15 protein-coding genes and 4 tRNA genes are annotated in these 19862 nt (G+C 36.9%); 6 read left to right on the plus strand and 13 right to left on the minus strand.

All coding sequences use genetic code 11. The features are described from left to right. Window positions 1–41: 41 nt before the first annotated feature. Together RM573_RS01395 and RM573_RS01400 are read right to left on the minus strand one after the other, a co-directional pair. Entirely contained in the window at window positions 42–1775 is a 1734-nt protein-coding gene (locus RM573_RS01395; RefSeq protein ID WP_311576111.1) for a thiamine pyrophosphate-binding protein, read from the minus strand. Next, window positions 1775–3406, minus strand: a complete 1632-nt coding sequence (locus tag RM573_RS01400; RefSeq protein ID WP_311576114.1) for an FAD-dependent oxidoreductase — start codon at window positions 3404–3406, stop codon at window positions 1775–1777. The genes RM573_RS01395 and RM573_RS01400 overlap by 1 nt, the downstream gene beginning before the upstream one ends. A 79-nt stretch (window positions 3407–3485) precedes the next feature. Here RM573_RS01400 and RM573_RS01405 point away from each other — a divergent pair, with 79 nt between their 5' ends. Then, window positions 3486–4472 (plus strand): response regulator transcription factor, encoded by a 987-nt coding sequence (locus RM573_RS01405; RefSeq protein WP_311576117.1) that lies wholly within the window; start codon window positions 3486–3488, stop codon window positions 4470–4472. Between the two features lie 42 nt (window positions 4473–4514). Here the strand turns inward: RM573_RS01405 and RM573_RS01410 are convergent. The 8 genes from RM573_RS01410 to RM573_RS01445 form a co-directional block, all read right to left on the minus strand. Then, window positions 4515–4591: transfer RNA gene (locus RM573_RS01410), tRNA-Asp, on the minus strand. 266 nt (window positions 4592–4857) lie between these two features. Further along, window positions 4858–4934, minus strand: a tRNA-Asp gene (locus tag RM573_RS01415). A 39-nt stretch (window positions 4935–4973) separates the two neighbouring features. After that, window positions 4974–5050 (minus strand) — tRNA-Asp (locus RM573_RS01420). Between the two features lie 27 nt (window positions 5051–5077). Further along, a tRNA-Asp gene (locus RM573_RS01425) sits at window positions 5078–5154 on the minus strand. A gap of 173 nt (window positions 5155–5327) precedes the next feature. After that, a complete protein-coding gene (locus RM573_RS01430) occupies window positions 5328–6626 on the minus strand; it encodes a TIGR03503 family protein (RefSeq protein ID WP_311576121.1) in 1299 nt (432 codons plus the stop codon). After that, a complete protein-coding gene (gene dnaQ, locus RM573_RS01435; protein WP_311576124.1) occupies window positions 6614–7357 on the minus strand; it encodes a DNA polymerase III subunit epsilon in 744 nt (247 codons plus the stop codon). The genes RM573_RS01430 and dnaQ overlap by 13 nt, the downstream gene beginning before the upstream one ends. Window positions 7358–7411: 54 nt before the next feature. Then, window positions 7412–7897: a DUF2919 family protein gene (locus RM573_RS01440; RefSeq protein WP_311576127.1), complete on the minus strand. Its 486-nt coding sequence runs from the start codon at window positions 7895–7897 to the stop codon at window positions 7412–7414. Next, on the minus strand, window positions 7887–8636 hold the full coding sequence (locus RM573_RS01445; protein WP_311576130.1) for a DUF599 domain-containing protein: 750 nt from the start codon (window positions 8634–8636) through the stop codon (window positions 7887–7889). The genes RM573_RS01440 and RM573_RS01445 overlap by 11 nt, the downstream gene beginning before the upstream one ends. Before the next feature lie 245 nt (window positions 8637–8881). On the opposite strand from RM573_RS01445, the gene RM573_RS01450 reads away from it, so the two are divergent. Together RM573_RS01450 and RM573_RS01455 are read left to right on the plus strand one after the other, a co-directional pair. Continuing rightward, on the plus strand, window positions 8882–11248 hold the full coding sequence (locus RM573_RS01450) for a carbohydrate binding family 9 domain-containing protein (protein WP_311576133.1): 2367 nt from the start codon (window positions 8882–8884) through the stop codon (window positions 11246–11248). A 309-nt stretch (window positions 11249–11557) separates the two neighbouring features. Further along, on the plus strand, window positions 11558–13930 hold the full coding sequence (locus RM573_RS01455; RefSeq protein WP_311576136.1) for a carbohydrate binding family 9 domain-containing protein: 2373 nt from the start codon (window positions 11558–11560) through the stop codon (window positions 13928–13930). Window positions 13931–14038: 108 nt separating this feature from the next. Here the strand turns inward: RM573_RS01455 and RM573_RS01460 are convergent, their stop codons facing one another. After that, on the minus strand, window positions 14039–14911 hold the full coding sequence (locus RM573_RS01460; RefSeq protein ID WP_311576139.1) for an RDD family protein: 873 nt from the start codon (window positions 14909–14911) through the stop codon (window positions 14039–14041). A gap of 247 nt (window positions 14912–15158) precedes the next feature. Between RM573_RS01460 and cysK the strand changes: the two genes are divergently transcribed. Together cysK and RM573_RS01470 are read left to right on the plus strand one after the other, a co-directional pair. After that, on the plus strand, window positions 15159–16127 hold the full coding sequence (gene cysK / locus RM573_RS01465; protein WP_311576142.1) for a cysteine synthase A: 969 nt from the start codon (window positions 15159–15161) through the stop codon (window positions 16125–16127). Window positions 16128–16310: 183 nt separating this feature from the next. Beyond that, complete coding sequence (locus RM573_RS01470) at window positions 16311–16745, plus strand: hypothetical protein (protein WP_311576145.1); 435 nt, start codon at window positions 16311–16313, stop codon at window positions 16743–16745. Between the two features lie 52 nt (window positions 16746–16797). Here RM573_RS01470 and ggt read toward each other — a convergent pair whose 3' ends face one another. Both ggt and RM573_RS01480 read right to left on the minus strand, forming a co-directional pair. Next, complete coding sequence (gene ggt / locus RM573_RS01475; protein WP_311576148.1) at window positions 16798–18567, minus strand: gamma-glutamyltransferase; 1770 nt, start codon at window positions 18565–18567, stop codon at window positions 16798–16800. Window positions 18568–18587: 20 nt separating this feature from the next. Continuing rightward, on the minus strand, window positions 18588–19178 hold the full coding sequence (locus RM573_RS01480) for a tRNA-uridine aminocarboxypropyltransferase (protein ID WP_311576151.1): 591 nt from the start codon (window positions 19176–19178) through the stop codon (window positions 18588–18590). Between the two features lie 33 nt (window positions 19179–19211). Between RM573_RS01480 and rrtA the strand changes: the two genes are divergently transcribed. After that, window positions 19212–19826, plus strand: coding sequence for a rhombosortase (rrtA, locus tag RM573_RS01485; RefSeq protein ID WP_311576155.1), 615 nt, complete (start codon window positions 19212–19214; stop codon window positions 19824–19826). Window positions 19827–19862 lie beyond the last annotated feature (36 nt).

Raw genomic sequence — 19862 nt, forward strand, 5'->3', positions numbered from 1 at the left:
AGTATAAAAGCAACTGGTCAAACCACTTATTTTTTACGTTATTAAACACGACGCCATAACGCTCTAGAAATCATCCGTACTTTAGTCGGTAGTTTCATTCGTTTTAAATTGGTCGTAATAATGCCTTGGGTAAAACGTGTTTTCTTTGAATAATCTATATTGACATCCAACACTACCGGTACTTTATTTTTAGCATAGTTAAGCGCTAGCGCAATTTTTTCATCAATATCATCATTAACGTCAATACGTAAATACTGACAACCACTCGCATGAGCGATGGCTTCAAATTTAACATTAGGTAAAATAGTACAGGTTTTTTTATTGTAGGGTGTTTGCTGCGCTTGAGAGATTTGTGCTAACTCACCATCATTAAAAATAGTAAAAATTGCTCCTATATTTAAATGAGCGGCAGTAAATAGCTCAGTCTGACTCATCAGAAAAGCTCCATCCCCGATAATTCCTACGACTTGATTCTCAGGGTTGGCAAGTTTAGTGCCTATCACAGCTGGAATTGCATACCCCATACAATTAAAATCAGTTGGGCTAAAAAAGTGTTTCGCTTGATAACATGGCATCAGTTCAGCAGTTAAAAAGGTATGATTACCATCATCTGCAATAACATAAGCATCGTCATCAAGCTGCTGACGTAAATGTTGAAAGAATAGAGCAGGATTTACCCGATCTTTACTATCATGCTTTAACCATTCTTCTCGATAAGTTGCTTTGTCTTGTTTAATTGCCCCTTTAATATTTTCCGTTTGCTTTTCCACGATTGTCATTTGCTTTAGTTTTTCAACTAAACAAGCTAACACCAATGTAGCATCCCCTTCAATGGCAACTTTAGCTGGGTAATTCGCATTAAAGACTTGTTTATTTATATCGATATGAATCAAATTATCGGGAACTTCAACGCCAAAACTTCCGGTGGCTATTTCAGCAAAACGAGTTCCGATAGCCAACAAACAATCACAATTTTTAAACGCGTTAGTCGCTGCAGGAACCGCCGCGGGGCCAAAACCCATACCGGTATGCAGTGGATGTTTTGCTGAAAAAGCACTGAGTCCTTGCAAAGTGGTTGCCACAGGCGCACTCAGTAATTCAGCGATAGTTTCAGTATGAAGAATCGCTTCAACCCCTCCCCAACCAACAAATATTGCCGGATTTTTTGCTTTCGCTAAAAGTTCTGCGGCTTCCAACAAAGCAAGATCTAAATCATTATTTTTTTCTGGTAATGAAGGAGTAAAGGTTATTAACTCGTCTACCTCGCCTTTGTCTAATTGAAGGTTAACTGGGATCTCAACAAATACAGGTCCTGGTTCACCTTCATTCGCGACCTTATAGGCATCAAAAATAGTGGCAACTACATCTTGATGATTTTCTACCTTGTAGGTTTTTTTCGTGATCGGCTCTAACATTTTATGCTGATCCATATCATGTAACTGATATTGAAATTGAGAGTCTGTTCTTACTCCACCACTGATCACTAACATTGGAATGCCATCTAAATAGGCTTCACCTATTCCACTTGCAGCATGGGTTGCTCCCGCAGCAGGAACAATCACTAAAGTCCCAATACTCTCACTACTGCGACTCACAGCATCCGCCATAAACGCACCATAACCTTCATGAGTTACTAAGATCGGTGCTATTTGATCCGACTTAGCTAATTCATCATAAATTTCAGTATTGTGCACCCCAGGGATCCCGAAGGTAAATTTTACGTTTAATTGCTCTAAGGCATATCTGACTAACCACGCGGCTGTTTTTTTCATCATTAGTTCTCATCGTTATTATTTATTATTGCTTGTGCGGCATTTTTAGCCGTTAAAATACACCCGGATAAAAATGTACCTTCTAAAGAACGCTTTCCACATGCTCCGCCACCGCCAAAACCTGCGGCTTCTCCTATGCAGTATAAGTTTGGCATAATTTCCCCGTTTTCTTTAAGCACTTGGCTTTTCAGGTTGGTTTGTATCCCTCCTAAACTTTTTCGACTGATTAAATGCAAACGTATTGCGATCAACGATTGTTTATTACGGTTATTTACAATGGGTTTAGGTTGGCATGTTCTTAATTTATCAGGTCCCCATTGACGCGCATGCATAATGCGCCTGATCTGTTCATCATTTTGTAAATTTGTCGGTTTATTCAATTCATTATCATAGTGAGCTATTTCATCTTGAATAACATCGAACTTGATATAATCATCGTCAGTGAGTGCGTTCATTTTTTCAGTTAATTCACTCAGTGAATCCGCACAGATAAAATCTTCACTTTCATCGCTTAACTGTCTGATCAAACGTTTATTACCAAGTAATATTTCTTTTAAAAAGCTAAATAATTTTTTATTTTTGATCGAAGGATTATGAAGGGAGCCCGACACCGCCAGCTCTTTTTTCGCCATGGCCTCATTGAGGACTTGCCAAGTCCACGGTTTTTCTTGTTGCACCACTTGCTGACATAAATAGTGCGTATCAAAACCTGTCACTAATGGCATAGGTCCTATTCGTTTTCCAAGATGATTTAACCAAATGGCAGATTTACTAGGAATTAAACTGAGTCCGTGTTCTTTAAACTCTGCTTGAGGGTGGTGTATACCCGCCGCATAATTCCACATTTTATCTGCATGCGTAATGTTGCCACCAATGGCATTAATATGTTCATGAAGTTTTCCATCTGAAATGGGATTGGCACCATTTAATACTTTGCTACTGACTTGGTTGCCTTGATATGGCCAATGCTCTTTTACTTTCTCCAAGCTGCCATTTATTCCTCCGCAGGCAATAATGGTATTATTCGCATTAATATAAAAATTAACATCATTTACTTCGTCATTGACTTGTACGCCTATACAATGCTGGTTTTCAAGCAAAGTACTTAACACTTTATGTTGATGAAAAATCGTTAATGCGCCGCTTTTTATAAAAGGGGTTAATAATGCAATTATAGTTTCAACTAACTGCCAACCTGTTCCCCACAAAACATGGTATCTAGGTAGAGAATTACCCGGTTGATATAACCCTCTTTCCACCCAATTAACTGCGGGTAAAAAACTTAAGCCAATTTTTTTTAACCATAAATAGATTTTGTCATGGTTATGCTCTGCATACTCTTTCGCCCACGCTTTCGGCCAAATATCTTGCTCAGTAAACTCCGCGAAACTATGCCAATCTTTTAATAACGTTTGGGAGGAGTCGGGGATCTTCATCTTTTTTTGTTGTGATGTATTTGTTAACGCCATACCACCAAAAGCCCAACGAGCTAGACCACCTAACCTTTCTGGAGTATCGCGATCAATAACCATTACTTGCTGTCCTACTTGCAATAATTCAAGTGCGCTGACAAGTCCGGCGATACCACCACCAGCAATCACAGTATCGCAATGTAAAAGTTTTTCTTGTTCCATTAACTAACCACCTGTTAGCATAAAAATTAACTTTATATTCTTTGAATTAACTCAATTTGACTATAGTAAAAATTACCTAATGAATGAAACTTTGATAAAAAATACTGACGCTGATAAATTCATTAGCCAACTTTATCGTGGCGCTCTCAATGTTTCATTAGCAGATTTTCCAACTTGGGCATTAGATCTGCTTCGGCAAGTAATACCATTTGATGGGGCGATCTGGGGGACAGGTCATATTTCAACGAAGAAATTTCATACTCAAATAACCCTAGACGTCTCAGATGAGATCTTTAACAATCTTTTAAAATATTTACCAATCAACCCTATTTTTACTCAAATTACAGAACAATTAGGGTCGGCGGTGAATATGAGTGATGTCATAGATGATGAAAATTTTTATCGTTCAGAGCTTTATCATAAATGTTTTAAACCCTGTGATATTGAAAGAATTTTGAGTTCGATAAATGTCGATGAACGCAGTGGCGTGTTTACCTTATTAACTCTTTATCGATACGACAGAGCGCATTTATTTACTAAGGCTGAACAAGGCTTACAAAGCCGTTTACTTTATCATTTAATGAGTTGTTTTGCTTATCGACAACTTTCAGAAATATCAATGACACCAAAGTCTGTGGATGCATCACAAAGTAATCAAATTAACGCTTTATGTGATGCCAAAGGCATATACCATTGCGTAACGCCACAGTTTTTTGCTGTGCTTGATGAGCATATGCCCCAAGCGTCTCATCAAGCGTTTCCCGCTGATTTACTAGAAAGTAATGAGGAATACTTCGAATTTATCCAAGGTAACTTACATTTTTCAGTAAAAGTTGAAGGGGAATTATTTAAAGTGTCAATCAGGATTATTAATCAATTTGATATCTTGACCACACGTGAGAAAGAAGTGGTTGATGGGGTTTGTCAGGGTCAAACCTTTAAACAAATTGCGAAAAAATTAGCTCTTTCACCTTCGACAGTCTCAAATCATTTATATCGAATATATATCAAGTTAGGAATAAACACTCGAAGCGAGCTTATTGCTTTAGCGCAAAGGAAATTATAAAAGCTTGTGAAGTTTTGAAATAAACTATGAAGGTGAAAAATGTGGCGGAGTGGACGGGACTCGAACCCGCGACCCCCGGCGTGACAGGCCGGTATTCTAACCAACTGAACTACCACTCCGCGATATTTTTCTTTTGAGTATTAATGACGGGACTCAACCCGCGAAAACACATCTGGCGTGACAGGCCGCTTCGCTAAATAAAAAGCTAACCAACTGAACTACCACTCCGCGATATTTTTCTTTTGAGTTTTGATGACGGGACTCGAACCCGCGAAAACACATCTGGCGTGACAGGCCGCTTCGCTAAATAAAAAGCTAACCAGCTGAACTACCACTCTGTATTTTTCTTTTGAACATGAAACGTTGCTCGACACGTGTGAAATAGTGGCGGAGTGGACGGGACTCGAACCCGCGACCCCCGGCGTGACAGGCCGGTATTCTAACCAACTGAACTACCACTCCGCATTATTTCGCGCAAACAATTGTTATTGATGTATCAAGTGGCGGAGTGGACGGGACTCGAACCCGCGACCCCCGGCGTGACAGGCCGGTATTCTAACCAACTGAACTACCACTCCGCAAAGATACAAATAGCAGGGATTAAGTGGCGGAGTGGACGGGACTCGAACCCGCGACCCCCGGCGTGACAGGCCGGTATTCTAACCAACTGAACTACCACTCCGCATATTAATCGCTGCTTTCAACAACAAGTCGTTGAATGCGGCGGGAATAATACGGTTAACAATCGAATGCGTCAACCACTTTTTTATAATCATTTGGCTATATGGACAATTGATGACCAATAAGCGGAAAAACTCAGCAAATATCATCAATTTTTATCTGAAATTGAAAAATTTACTTCTTTTTTCGTCGTAAAAAAAAGAAAACACCTAAGCCAATAACGATAATAACCGCATTGGAAATACCAATAATAATCAATGTTTGCTTCTGAGCAGCCTCTTGATCCGCTTTTGCTTGCGCGATTTCCATTTCTAGTTGTGCTTTATCTTCGGCAATTTTAGCGGCTAATGCTTCAGCAGCTTGTTCAGCCGCACTAATGGTGTCTTCTTCACCATCAATAGTAGGCACTAATGGCCCATCCATTCTTTCCACATTAAAAGAAAATTCAGGAACAACTAAACGAAACTCTCTACCGTTTATTGTTTCGCCATAAGCACTTAAACTAATACGATGTATACCCGCTTCCGTGTAACCAACTTTTTTAATTCGAGTGTTGCCCTCACCTTCCATGATGGCAAACGGTTCGGTTTGCCTGTCTGGATAAGTAATTTTGCCTTGGAAGATCATGCTATTAGGATCAACGTTATTCTCATCTATATGTAAAGTAACTAGATGAAAATCTAATGGATCACTGGTTGCTTCTACCGAAATCTCCACAGGATTAGGTCTTAAAATAATAGGTTTTTGTCTGAGTTCGCGAGTAGCTCTAGGCATAATAACCTTATAAATAGGTAACCATTCACCAGGAGAGAAATCTAAATTAAATTCAGCTGTGAAAATACCATCTTTTGCATATTCATCTAAATCATAACCATCGTCTCTAAATGAACCAATCTCAATAGGTTCCGCACCGAAATTATCAAACCCTGTATTGTTGGTACTATAAAAATCAACATCAAGATTGATAACATCATCAAACAGAGGATCATCAACCAATTGTTCTCGATTAAATATTTGCCCCTTAATTTTCAAAGTTTCGCCGGATAATACTATGTCGGGAATAGGATCAACTTTTAGCGTTACATCTGACACCAGCATGATTTTACTATTAGGTAAAATATCACCAATTGCTTGCCAAGGTCCCGGCATCGGCTGTTTTATAGTGATTAAATCAAAGGTTCTATCGTCATACCATTCTATTTTATCTTTAGGAAAGTTATTAATTTTTAATTTACTGCCATCAGGACGAACTAGAATAATAGGGGGAGAGCCGTTATTACGATAAAAAAGCAAGGTAATTTCGTCGAGTTGTGCATCAATATGAAATCGGTTGTCAAAATATGGAATTTGATTGGTAATATCATCTTGCTCATAATATTTTACATCAGGCATTTGATCTTGTGCGATCAAGTGTTGTGGTAAAAAGGTCATTACCACTACTGCCCAAGTTTTTAACCAATTCAATTTTTCCATATGGGTTCGCTCCCCTTTTCAGCAACAACGGCTAATCTTTTTTCATGTTCTGTTACTTCATCGGCCGTTGCATAGATAATCTTTAATTTTTCCCTATTTATGGGTAAACGTTTGATGGCATTTGCGTCTGATCCTTCTGAATCCCCTTCACCAACCGTTAAGTTTAATGCCGATTGTTTACGGGTCATTTCGATGTAAACAAAGCCTAGCAGCTGAGCATCAATTAATGCTCCGTGATAAGTTCGATCAACTAACTTATCTACTCGATAATGCCGTGCCAAAAAGTCGAGGGTTTTAGGCGAACCAAATTCATCCTTTGACACTTTTAAGGTATCTGTAACCGTACAGATATCATGAGTCATAGGTAAATTAGCTTTGGCCATTGCAAATTCATGATCCATAAAGCCGACATCAAACTTAGCATTATGAATCACAAGTTCAGCGCCTTTAATAAAATCTATAAACTCTTGTGCTATCTGATCAAATTGTGGCTTATCTCGAAGAAACTCATCCGTTAAACCATGAACATTAATAACTTCCTGATCCATGATCATTTGCATACCATGCTGCATGGGTTTGATATAAGCATGATAAGTTCGACCTGTCAGTTGCCGATTGATCATCTCTACACAACCAATTTCAACGATTCTGTGCCCTTCTCTGGGATTTATGCCAGTTGTTTCGGTATCAAGAATAACCAGTCGTTGCTCTTTATTGTTTTCTATTGTCAAAACATGTCCTATCTTTATTACTCTAATTACAAGTGATGAAAATAACTGATGAAACTATTCAGGTAATTTTTCAGGAAATTCATTTATATTTATTTGTATTCGTTTGTTTTTAAATAAAAATAAACAACAAACAATAACCACCAAAGCATTTACTAAAACCCAAGTTAATGATTGTAGTTGCCAATAAAAGTAGCCGACAACATTCACAATGAGATCAAACACTAAAGCAGACAACAAAATTCCTCGTAAATGTTGCCAACCGTTTTGAACCCAAGGGCTAGCATCAGGTTTTCTCAAGGCTAATATCAACAAAACAAATAAGCCTAAACTGCCAGAAAACAAGCTTAAATAAAAAAGACTTGGCTCAGGGTAAACCCACTGAATAACACCTACTTTATCTCTTAGGTTTGAAACCGACATCAACCAAACGATATAACCTCTCAAAACAAAAACCAATATTAGGTAAATAAGCTTTGAAATTTTTAAACAATCAAAGGCATCAAAATCAGAGGGTGTATAATGTGCAAATCTATGGCTCATCTTTATTAAGGGTGTCAGTCGGTGGAAATCGGGTATTACGCTCTATATCTAAAAATTCTTGTCCGGCGGTGATTGCCTTAACCGATTTAGATTTAAACTCTCGAATATATAAGGTGTAAACCACGAAAAGGCTGGCAAAAATAAAGAGTAACGGATGAAAAAACCAACAGATAGCCGCCATAGAAAAATAATAGGAACGTAAGCCATAATTATAGGAATGTGCCGCTTGATCTTGCACTATAGCCATTTGTTTAGCATAACGTCGTAAATTTTCATTGTTACCTGACTCATCAATCGGCGCTGCGCCGATCATCACATTAATAAAACCATATTGCCGCATTGACCAAGTAAATTGAAAAAAAGCCAGTACAAAAATAAAAGCTAATAAACCCAGTTTAAATTGCACCACTGAATGTGGAGATAACTCGGCATAAGGAATAGATTGTATCACCGATTCTAGTTTTTCAACTTGTGCGAATAATGTTAATACACCCGCTAAAACCAGCAACGTTGAGGATGCAAAAAAAGCAATATTTCGTTCTAAATTAGCCAGTAATGCCGCTTCGCCAACTCTAATATCTCGGGTGATCACCTCATACATCCAGTGAATACGATGTTGATGCATACATTTCGCAATACAATTAGTATCTTTGGCTTTTCTTTTTGCAAAAATAGTATAGCCAAACCAACAAATAAGAAAGCACATTAAAGCAATGATATTTAAAATTGAAATAAACATAATGATAATAACTATTTAACCTTAATAAGATTATGCAGCAGATACACTTAAGATTCGACCTCTAAATAAAAATTAATCTAATTAACATGTTAATTACAATACACCAACAAAATTAAAACAATGTTCACCTGAATTAACCATTAAACTTACTAAAATGGTTGATCGTCGATATTACTTTGACAGGTGATTATACCTTTATAAAATCGGCAAAATCTTTTTCTTTATTCTTATTTAGTGAAACATCAATGACCGCTATAAAAACAATTATCTTTTGGTCGACCATATTAATATTATCTGCATTTGCAACAACCAGTTATGCTAATAGCAATAGCCATCATCAGATCTTAATCCCCTCGATTTCAGGCAGTGTCTCCATTGATGCTCAATTAGATGAGCCGCAATGGCAAAAGGCAAAGAAAGTGTTAATCAACAATGTTACACGCCCCTATGACAACACGCCCAGCCCTATTCACACTGAAGCATTGCTTATGGAAGATGGCAAACAATTGTATATCGCCTTTATCGCTGAAGATCCCAACCCAAGTCAGATACGAGGCTTTTTAAGAGATAGGGATAAATCATGGGGCGATGACATTGTTGGCGTGAAACTTGACACTTATAACGATCAACGCACCGCATATCGATTTTTAGTTAACCCGTTAGGCTCTCAAATTGATGGGATTGAAAATGAAGTCACTCAAAGAGAAAGTGACGCTTGGGATGGTATTTGGGATAGCGCGGGAATCATTAATGACAAAGGCTATATTGTTGAAATGGCCCTGCCATTAAGAATGCTTAATTTTACAGAAAAAGAAAGTATTCAAGATTGGGGCATTGAGTTACTAAGAATGTATCCTAGAGATGAACGACTTCGTATTTCAAATATACGCCTTGAACGAAATAATAGTTGCGAGCTTTGTCAATTAAAAACGGCCTTAGGTTTTAAAGGGGCAAAACAAGGTGAAAACCTAACCATCACCCCTTCGCTTGTTGTTGGTAAACATAAAGAAATTAATGATAATAATCTTTGGGAAGAAAAGAATAACACCGATTTAAGCCTTGATGCTCGCTGGGGGATCACACCAGATTTACTTTTAAATGCTACAATTAATCCTGACTTTTCAACCGTTGAAACCGATTCTTCACAATTAAACCTCAACAATAACTTTGCCTTGTACTTTCAAGAAAAACGACCGTTCTTTTTAGATAACGCTGATTATTTTGATTCAAATTACAATTTAGTTTATACCCGCAATATAAATGCGCCTAATTACGGGGCTAAATTAACCGGGAGGAAAAATGATCACTCCTTTGGGTTATTTGTAACAGACGATGACAGTACCAATATTTTAATTCCAGGTAATCGCGCCTCTTCGCTTGCTGAAATCTCGGGGGAATCGAAAGCATCAGCTTTACGCTATCGATATAACTATAATGACGATATCACCTTAGGTTGGATAAGCACGCTGCGAACAGCAGAGGATTATCAGAATTCCGTTCATGGAATTGATGCAAGATTTAGGTTAACAACCAATGATGTATTCAAATTCCAATCGCTTTACTCAAATACAGAATATCCCGACACTTTATTTGAACAGTTTTGTGATGAAACGGATAACAGCGATTGTTTACCTGATGACAACGAGCAATGTACTTTTGGCGAATGTAACTTCAGTGAAACTATTCTCCGCACCACTCAAGGTCAACCGTTTAGCGGTAATGCACTTAAAGTTGGTTATTATCATAATGATACAAATTGGTCTTATCGCGCCGACTATAATGAAAAAAATGCTGGCTTTCGTGGTGATTTAGGTTTTATCTCAAGAATTGACCAAAAGACGCTATCCGTGGGAGTTGATAGAAAATGGTATGCCATTCAAGGCGATTGGTGGTCAAATTTTTTCCTATCTTCAAATTGGCATAAAGCACAAAATGATAATGGCGAACTCATTGAAGAAAAGTTAAATATGAGTGCTCGTATCAATGCTAAATATAGTTCCAGCATACATTTAGGACTGACTTATCGAGATAAAGTAGGCAGACGTCTCAATAATAGTCGCTTAGCTATCAAAGGTAATACCACATTATTTTCAGAAAGTAGAATATACCTTTCTGCCAATATAAAACCGCTACTTGGCTTACACTTAAATACAAGTATGGAATATGGCGATGCAATTGATTACAGCAATAATAGATTAGGATTAACCAAACAACTACGAGGCAATATTAACTGGAATGTAAATAAGCATTTAGAATTACGATTTAAACAAGTATTCAATCAATTAGACGCTGATAGCAGCAACCTTTTTACAGCAAGGCTAACGGATATTCGAGCGACCCACCAATTTAGTATCAAAAGTTTTCTTCGTTTGTCTTTAGTCTATAACAATACCACAAGAAATCCTCTCAATTATCTTTATGAAAAACCGGAAGATATTATAAAGCACAGTAGAGATGTCTCGACTGAATTACTTTATGCCTACAAAATAAACCCACAAACAGTTTTTTATCTTGGCTATTCAGATCACCAATATACTGAAGAAACGTTAAGTCATTTAACGAAAGACCTACAAAAAGTGTTTATGAAATTTAGCTATGCTTGGATGAAGTGATCCCCTTGAGTCGCTAAAAATCCTTTTTACCTTATTCAAAGCTATGAGCGGGCAAAACTGGAGATTTGTTAAACCCCAACTTTAAGTTTTCACAAGCATGACTTTTTCCAGGCAAACTATCATTGAATGTAAAAAATAAACTTGCCATAAAATAAAATTAGTTAACATTTCATCATCAATTGAAGCCAATAATTAACAAATTATTAATATTCATTGTATTAAAGGTGCAGATTTGTAAAAATTCATCTCATAGAAAGTACTGTAGTGAAGCAGTCAAAATAATAAATAAAAAAATATGGAGCACTTTCAATGCAGTTAGTCAGTCGTTACTGCTTTATCTCTGTTTGCTTAATGGTGTTGTTGATAAACAAACCCTCTCAGGTGCTAGCAGAAGAAACCAAACTTTCATCACATCAAATGCCCTATTCGTCACTTTCAGCAAAAATTGATGGTGAATTAACGGATGAAATATGGCAACACGCGAAAACCTTCGATTTAAATATTGTCAATTACCCTTGGAATAATAAAGGGAGTCCGGTAAAAACATCGGCGAAAATAGTCGAAAATGGCGAATATATTTATGTCAGTTTTTTTGCGGAAGATCCTGAGCCTGAAAAAATTCAAGCGTTTTTAGGGGATAGAGATACCCGCTGGGGCGATGACATAGTTGGAATTAAGTTTGATACGTTTAATAACCGTCGCTTGAATTACGAATTTTTTGTTAACCCATTTGGTGTTCAACTTGATAGTATCAAAAATGAAATGACAGGTACCAGTAATGATTCTTGGAATGGCATTTGGGACTCCTATGGAAAAATCACCGAAGCGGGTTATCAAGTAGAAATAGCGATACCTTATCGCATACTTAATTTTGCAGATAACGATGAAGTAAAAACTTGGGCATTTGAATTGATTCGCTCGTATCCAAGAGATACTCGATTGCGCATATCGCATATTCCACTTGATAGAAATAACGATTGCTGGTTATGCCAATATCCTGAGATACAAGGTTTTAAAGAAGCTAAAACAGGGAAAAACTTAATGGTTACGCCTGCCCTCGTAGCCACTAGAAATGAAACGAAAGATATTTATACCCCCGAAGACAATTGGCATAGCGAAAATGATGTTGATGCAGGTGTCGATATTCGCTGGGGGATCAATGCTAATACTTTATTAAATGTAACGCTTAATCCTGATTTTTCAACGGTCGAAGTCGACTCAGGTCAATTGAGCATTAATAAAACCTATTCATTATTTTATGACGAAAAACGCCCTTTCTTTTTAGAAAATGCCGATTATTTTGCTAGTAATTATGATCTCGTTTACACACGAAATATCGCAGATCCTGACTATGGAGCCAAAATCACAGGTACAGAGCAAGCGCATAGTTACGGCTTTTTTATTACCAATGATACGGAAACTAACTTTTTTGTCCCAGGAAACACCGGCTCTGATTTAGCAACATTGAATAGAGAAAGTCATTCCGCCGCGTTCAAATATCGCTACGACTTTACCGATGACCTTTCTGTTGGAGCTATTAGTACACTGAGAACCGCCGATGATTATCATAACTATGTTTTTGGGATTGATAGTAAATATCGATTAGATGACTCAAATACTTTCTCAGGACAACTCCTAAATTCAAATACCCAATACCCAACAGATTTGTATCAAAGCTTCTGTTATGGCGAAAGCGATACTGATTGCGATCAAGCAAAAGATGTTGATTGTATCTTTGGTAACTGCCAGTACTCAGAACAAGTCCATCGGACAAAATTTGATAATGACATTACAGACCTAGCTTATAAAGCAACTTATGAGCATAGCTCTGAATACTGGAATATTACCGCAGAGCACCAAAACATTGGCAAAAAATTTAGAGCTGATTTAGGTTATATGCCAAGAGCAGATTATCAATCAGATAAGGTATTACTCGACCGACTTTTCTATGGTGAAAATGACACATTTTGGCAAGAAATGAAATTATCTGGGCTATGGCAAATTAATCACAATGAAAAAGGTGAGTTTTTAGATAAAACCCTTGCTACAAGTTTCACCATTGATGGTCCAATGTTATCCACTTTTGATGCTATGTTCACTTATGCCGATAAAGTGGGATTACGTGAAGATGAATCAAGCTTAGCGATTGATGGCAACACGACTCGGTTTACTGAAAAATTAGCTACTTTTTATGCCAATGTTCAGCCTAACTCACAATTATATTTAGAGTCAGAATTTATTATCGGTGATAAAATTGATTATCGTAATAACCGTTTAGGTGATTACCGAGAGCTATACGCTAACATTTCATATAATTTTACCCGCCATTTAGAAACTGAGCTTTATTATACTAACAGTACATTAGACGCTAACGGAGCAAATGTTTACCAAGCCAGTTTAACGGAATTACGCGTTTCTTATCAATTTGATGTTCATAGCTATTTAAAGTTAAACCTTGTTTATAGTGATATTGATCGCAATCCTGAAAATAACCCTTACCTTTCAGTTTCAAAAAGAAATAAAAACTTATCAAGTCAGTTAATTTACGCTTATAAACTAAACCCACAAACGGTGTTTTATTTAGGCTACTCTGATAATAGTTTTCAAGATGATTATTTAAATCATTTAGCGCGTGAACAACGCACATTTTTTACTAAAATCAGTTACGCTTGGATGCCATAGCTGATAACTTTTGCACGTTCAATTAGCTTACAGCAATGTTTAATTTAAGACGAGAAACTAAACAAGATAAGATAAGATAAGATAAGATAAGACAAGACAAGAAGTACATTACGCCTCTTCTTGTCTTTGATCAGCTATTTTTACCACGATACTTTTTTTTACATCGATGACAACTGTTGCCGATATTTTGTCATGTATTGCTTGGCGGTTAGGGTCCCAATATATTTGTAAAAAGCCCAGCAAGCCTGTGGCTAACCCGGCAGCATATCCCCCATATCGACCAAAACTATCCCAAATAGACAAAGGCGTGCCATCGAGCTGTATGACTCGAATTTTCAGCAGTTTTTTTCCGGGGGTTTGACCATTCCATACTGCGGTTAACACAGTGAAATAAAACACCGCCCAACCAAAACTTAACCCTAAATCTTTAATCAATCCTTTAAACCAGTCAATGCCTTTATAAACGATCGACGTTGACTCATCTTTTGCGGTCTCTTCAATTGATACAGCATTTTCACTTTTCTTTTTGTCTACATCTACCGTTGAATTTTCTGGTACTTTTTCAAGCACTTGTGAACGTTCATGATTGGTTTTTGTTTCATTTTGAGTAAATTGCGCAATAAAATCAGGCACGGTAGAAACAAGCATAACGAATAAAATAAACGCCCCGATAAAGCGTAAAATAAGTTTTCTTACTCCTCTTTTTTTACCTAACTTTTGTGCTCGTTTTTTACTGCCTATCCTAAAAAACGTGATGGCAACCATGAATACCAGTAACTCAGCTGGAGTTTCTGCTAATAAAAAAACACAAAGAAAATCAATTAATAAAGCAATGCCTCGTTTCCATGGCACAGCTAAAGGGAGACCAAATAAAGATTTATCTATCTCAAACGCAAATGGCGTTAAAATCTGCTTCGTTTCTTGTTCCGTTAAGACATGAGCAACGTCTTGGTTTGAGGTTATATTTTTATCCGAAGACATCATGATACCTTGATTTGTTTAACATTAATTTTCATATGCAACGCATTACTTCTTTTTATTATGCCAAGAAAGTAATCTACATGGTTTGATAAAATATGCTTATTCCATTTAAGAATATAAGATATAACGAATCGTCACTTCTTTTTAAGTCAAGAACCGCTAATATTACCGTTAATAAATGATAATTTATCTTATGCTTAAATTATCATACGAAATTCTAATAACTAATGTACCAAAGGAATTGCAAATGCCTAATATATTTGAAGATAACTCAACAGCAATTGGTAAAACTCCACTTGTAAAACTTAATCGAGTCACTGGTGGCAATGTTTTTGCAAAAGTAGAATCTAGAAACCCAAGTTTTAGTGTCAAATGTCGTATCGGTGCAAATATGATTTGGGATGCAGAAAAACGCGGAGAGTTAACTGCAGGTAAAGAAATTGTAGAACCAACGAGTGGTAACACTGGTATCGCTTTAGCATTTGTCGCAGCAGCCAGAGGCTATGGCATTACCTTAACAATGCCTGCAACGATGAGCTTAGAGCGCAGAAAATTACTATCCGCATTAGGTGCTAAATTAGAATTAACCGATGGCGCGAAAGGTATGGGCGGTGCTATTGCAAAAGCGCAAGAAATAAAAGATTCAGATCCTGAAAAATTTGTTCTGTTAGGACAGTTTGAAAACCCAGCAAACCCTGAAATTCATGAAAAAACAACAGGTCCTGAGATTTGGCAAGATACTGATGGCAACATCGATATTTTTGTAGCTGGTGTAGGGACAGGCGGTACAATTACTGGTGTAAGTCGTTATATCAAGAATGTTGCCGGAAAAAACATTACCTCCGTTGCTGTTGAACCGACTGATTCTCCTGTTATTTCACAAAAGCTTGCCGGTGAAGAATTAAAGCCTGGCCCTCATAAAATTCAAGGTATTGGCGCTGGTTTTATTCCTGGTAATTTAGATCTAGACGTTATTGATGCTGTAGAACAAGTGTCAAATGAAGATGCTATGGAAATGGCCCATAAACTCATGAAAGAAGAAGGGATTTTAGCCGGTATTTCTTCTGGTGCAGCCGTTGTAGCAGCCAAACGTTTGGCCGAAAAACCAGAAAATGCAGACAAAAACATTGTGGTAATTTTACCAAGCTCAGCTGAACGTTATTTATCAAGTGCATTATTTACCGATACATTTTCAGATAAAGAACTTGTTCAATAGCAAAGTAAAACTTTCTATTTCAACAATATTGAAAAAGGTGCTTCGGCACCTTTTTTATTTTTAAGGTAAAAACGGTATGATTAACAATAAGCTTTTTGTAAAATACTGGTAAATTTAAGCGTAGAAGTTAGACTTTACTTTAATGTATGATATTGAAACTATCAGGTAATAAACTTTTCCATTATGAATAAATATTTTAAAACTTCCTTTTTCGTCCTGCTATTCACATTGTTAGGCTGTAATAACGGTGAAGAGCCTATCAGTGAATTAGATAATCCTGAATTAGTCACCGTGGCATTTTTTAATGCTTTATATAATGAAAAAGATATTAAAAAAGCCGCGTCGGTATGTTCACCGAAACTAGCAAGAATCATTCTTCATTATAAGTCGACAAAAGCTGTTGGCAGACACTTATTCAACATGTCATATGATAATGTTGAAATTGCTCCCGATGATAGTGGTGTAAAAGTGAGAGAACAATTTAAAAATAAAGCGATTATCACCGTGTATTTTGATGGGTATTATAACGACGATAAACTTAAAGATGTTAAACGAGTGTCATTGGTTCAAATTGATGATAGATGGGTTATTGATAAAATAATGAAAGATCCTTTCTAAAAAAAATGGCCTTAATTGGCCATTTTTTTTACTTTTTTTTCAAATGATTTATTTATTGCCCCATCACCTTGCCTTCACGACGCGGATCTGCACCACCAACTAAGCCATTGTTTTTCACTTCTATCACATGTAAACCACTGTTTAAATCTCGCACAGCAATATTATGCCCTTTCGCTTCTAACCCTGATTTCAACTTAACAATTGAAGTGCCTTTCTCCAACGTTGTCACTTTATTTCTATTGGTAATTTTAGGAAGATTTATTGCTTGTTGCGGATCGAGTTTCCAATCCAACATTGCTAAAATCGTTTGGGTTACATAATTGATAATACGACTTCCACCAGGAGAACCCACCACTAACTTAAGTTTTTCCCCTTCAAAAACCATCATAGGCGCCATTGAACTGCGTGGTCTTTTTAATGGTTCTAAACGGTTTGCAACAAGCTTACCATTTACTTTCGGTGACAATGAAAAATCCGTGAGTTGATTATTTAAAATAAAACCTTCAACCATCACCGCTGAACCAAACGCCATTTCAATACTAGTAGTCATAGACACTGCATTTCCTTGATCATCAACAATAGAAATATGACTCGTTGACGGTAATTCCATAGCAGAGTCATCAGCTAAAGCTATACTTGCTTCTGGTCTACCAGGTAAAGCCTCTCCCATATCTTGGTGGATATTAATTAGCTTTGAGCGCTCGGCTAAATAATCTTTTGACAATAAACCGGAAACGGGCACATCAACAAAATCGTTATCTGCGATATAACGATTTCTATCGGCAAAAGCTAAGCGTGAACTTTGAGTATATAAATGAGAAGTTTGTACATCTTCAAGTTCTCGTTTATGTAATTGAAATGGCTCTAATTGCGACATAATTTGAATGACAGCAATTCCGCCGGAGCTTGGTGGCGCCATACCGCATACTTTATAATAACGATAAGGACCACAAACAGGTTCTCTTTCTATGGCTTGGTAGTTTTTCATATCCGTCAAAGATAAGCGACCTGGCGCAATCGAAGAATGTTGTACTGCTGAAACAATTTTTTCAGCTATCCAGCCTTGATAGAAAGGTGTAGTCCCCTCTTTTGCCAGACTACGGAAAACCTTAGCAAGTTTCGGATTTCTTAATTTATCACCGGCTTTAATCGCTCGTCCATTTGGGAAAAAATAACGGCGTATTTCAGGTAGCTCACTGATCCCCGGATTGAACTGCATTTGAACCAATTTTTCTAATCGAGGAGAAACCCGAAAACCTCTTTCAGCTAAATTAATAGCATCTTTAAATAAAGTTTCCCAAGGTAATTTACCGTACTGTTGATGGGCCTTTTTCAGTGCTGCCAATACCCCAGGGACTCCAACTGAGCGTCCACCAACCACAGCTTTTATCCATGGAATAGCTTTTCCTTGTTCATCTAAAAATAAGTCAGATGTCGCTAATGCAGGTGCCGTTTCTCTTCCATCAAATGTCGTTAGTTTTTTTCCGCTATTTTCCCAGTGAAGAATAAACGTGCCGCCACCGATACCAGATGATTGTGGTTCAACTATCGTGAGCGCTAATTGCACGGCAATAGCAGCATCAATAGCACTGCCGCCTTTCGCTAAAATGTTATAACCAATTTTACTCGCATATGGATTTGCGGCAGCAACCATAAACTTTTTGGTTTTAACTGCTTTCTTTTCAGTAAGGCCAGTGGCAGCCTCTGGCTCCCTGTCTTCTTGTACAAAAGCTTTAGTGTCAAAAGGCTGAGCATTAACTAAATTAGGGTTAAAAACCAATAATGCACTAATACAGGCAACTTGATAAAACTTTACTAACATATTATTCCTTTGTTTTTATATTAATTTTTTGGGACGAATGATAATTGCATTTGATTAAATTGTTTAAATTTTTCCAGTAACCCCACATATTTTTCAGTATTATTTTCCATAAGCGCTAAGCCATAACAACACGCTTCTAGACTTGATAATGCTCCTTGCTTTTTTGTCTTTCTGATCTGATATTGACCTTGAATATTTTCCGGTAATATCCGATGAGGTAAATGGTGTAACACCTCATTTATCATATAGATCCGAAACGCTTTTTTCCATGTGCCATCAAGCAAAATAATACACTTTATAATTTCATCAGCTTTAACTTCACTATTTTTTACTATCATTTCTGCTTTTTCTGACGGGTATAATAATGCGATATGACCTTGATATTGTGCTAATACCGCTAAAAACTCTTGATGTTGTGAAACGTCTTCAGCAATGATCACCTGACATGAAGATAAAGATTGCGATAACAATGTTACCGTTCCCTTGCTTTGTTTTACTTCACTGGGGTGCTGAAGTATTACCACATGAATATCGTTTTTCGTCGGATGAATTAAATGACAAATACAACTAACTTGTGGGCGCTGACATACGTTACAATAGGGTCGTGACATAAAATAATAACATTCACTTAAAAATATAAGACTATGTTCCAGTTAAAAAAATTTCCAATTCAAACCACTCATTTACTTGCACCATTACTTTTACTCATTGTCGCTTTATGTTGCTTTGTATTTAATAGTCAAATAAGTGAAACTTTTATCTATAAACGTTCGCTTATTGCTGACCATCAATATTGGCGTTTGTTCTCTGGACACGTTTTTCACACTAATTATGCCCATTTATTATTAAATACGCTCGCAATAATTTTACTTTGGGCTTTACACGGTCAATATTATTCTACAAAACAATACTTCAAGCTTGTTTTCTTCAGCAGTATTGCTATTAGTTTTGGAATATATTTTTTTACCCCAGAAATGAGCGAGTATGTAGGTTTATCAGGAGTACTACATGCTTTGTTTGTGTGGGGCGCATTAAAAGATATTGAGCATAATGAAAAAACTGGTTACCTGTTAATTTTAGGGGCAATCATTAAAATCATTCATGAGCAATGGTTTGGCGCAAGCGAAGAAATCGCGCAGCTTATTCACGCCAATGTGGCCATAGATGCACACCTATGGGGAGCTATTTCAGGCCTTAGCTATTATTTACTGTCGTATTTTTCAAAGAAAGTTGAAAAAAAACCGGCTTTATCTGATTGATATTTCACTAAAAGCAACGTTAAATTTTTCAGTTAG

This window comes from Thalassotalea castellviae (assembly GCF_031846185.1).
Classification (GTDB): Bacteria; Pseudomonadota; Gammaproteobacteria; order Enterobacterales; family Alteromonadaceae; genus Thalassotalea_H; species Thalassotalea_H castellviae.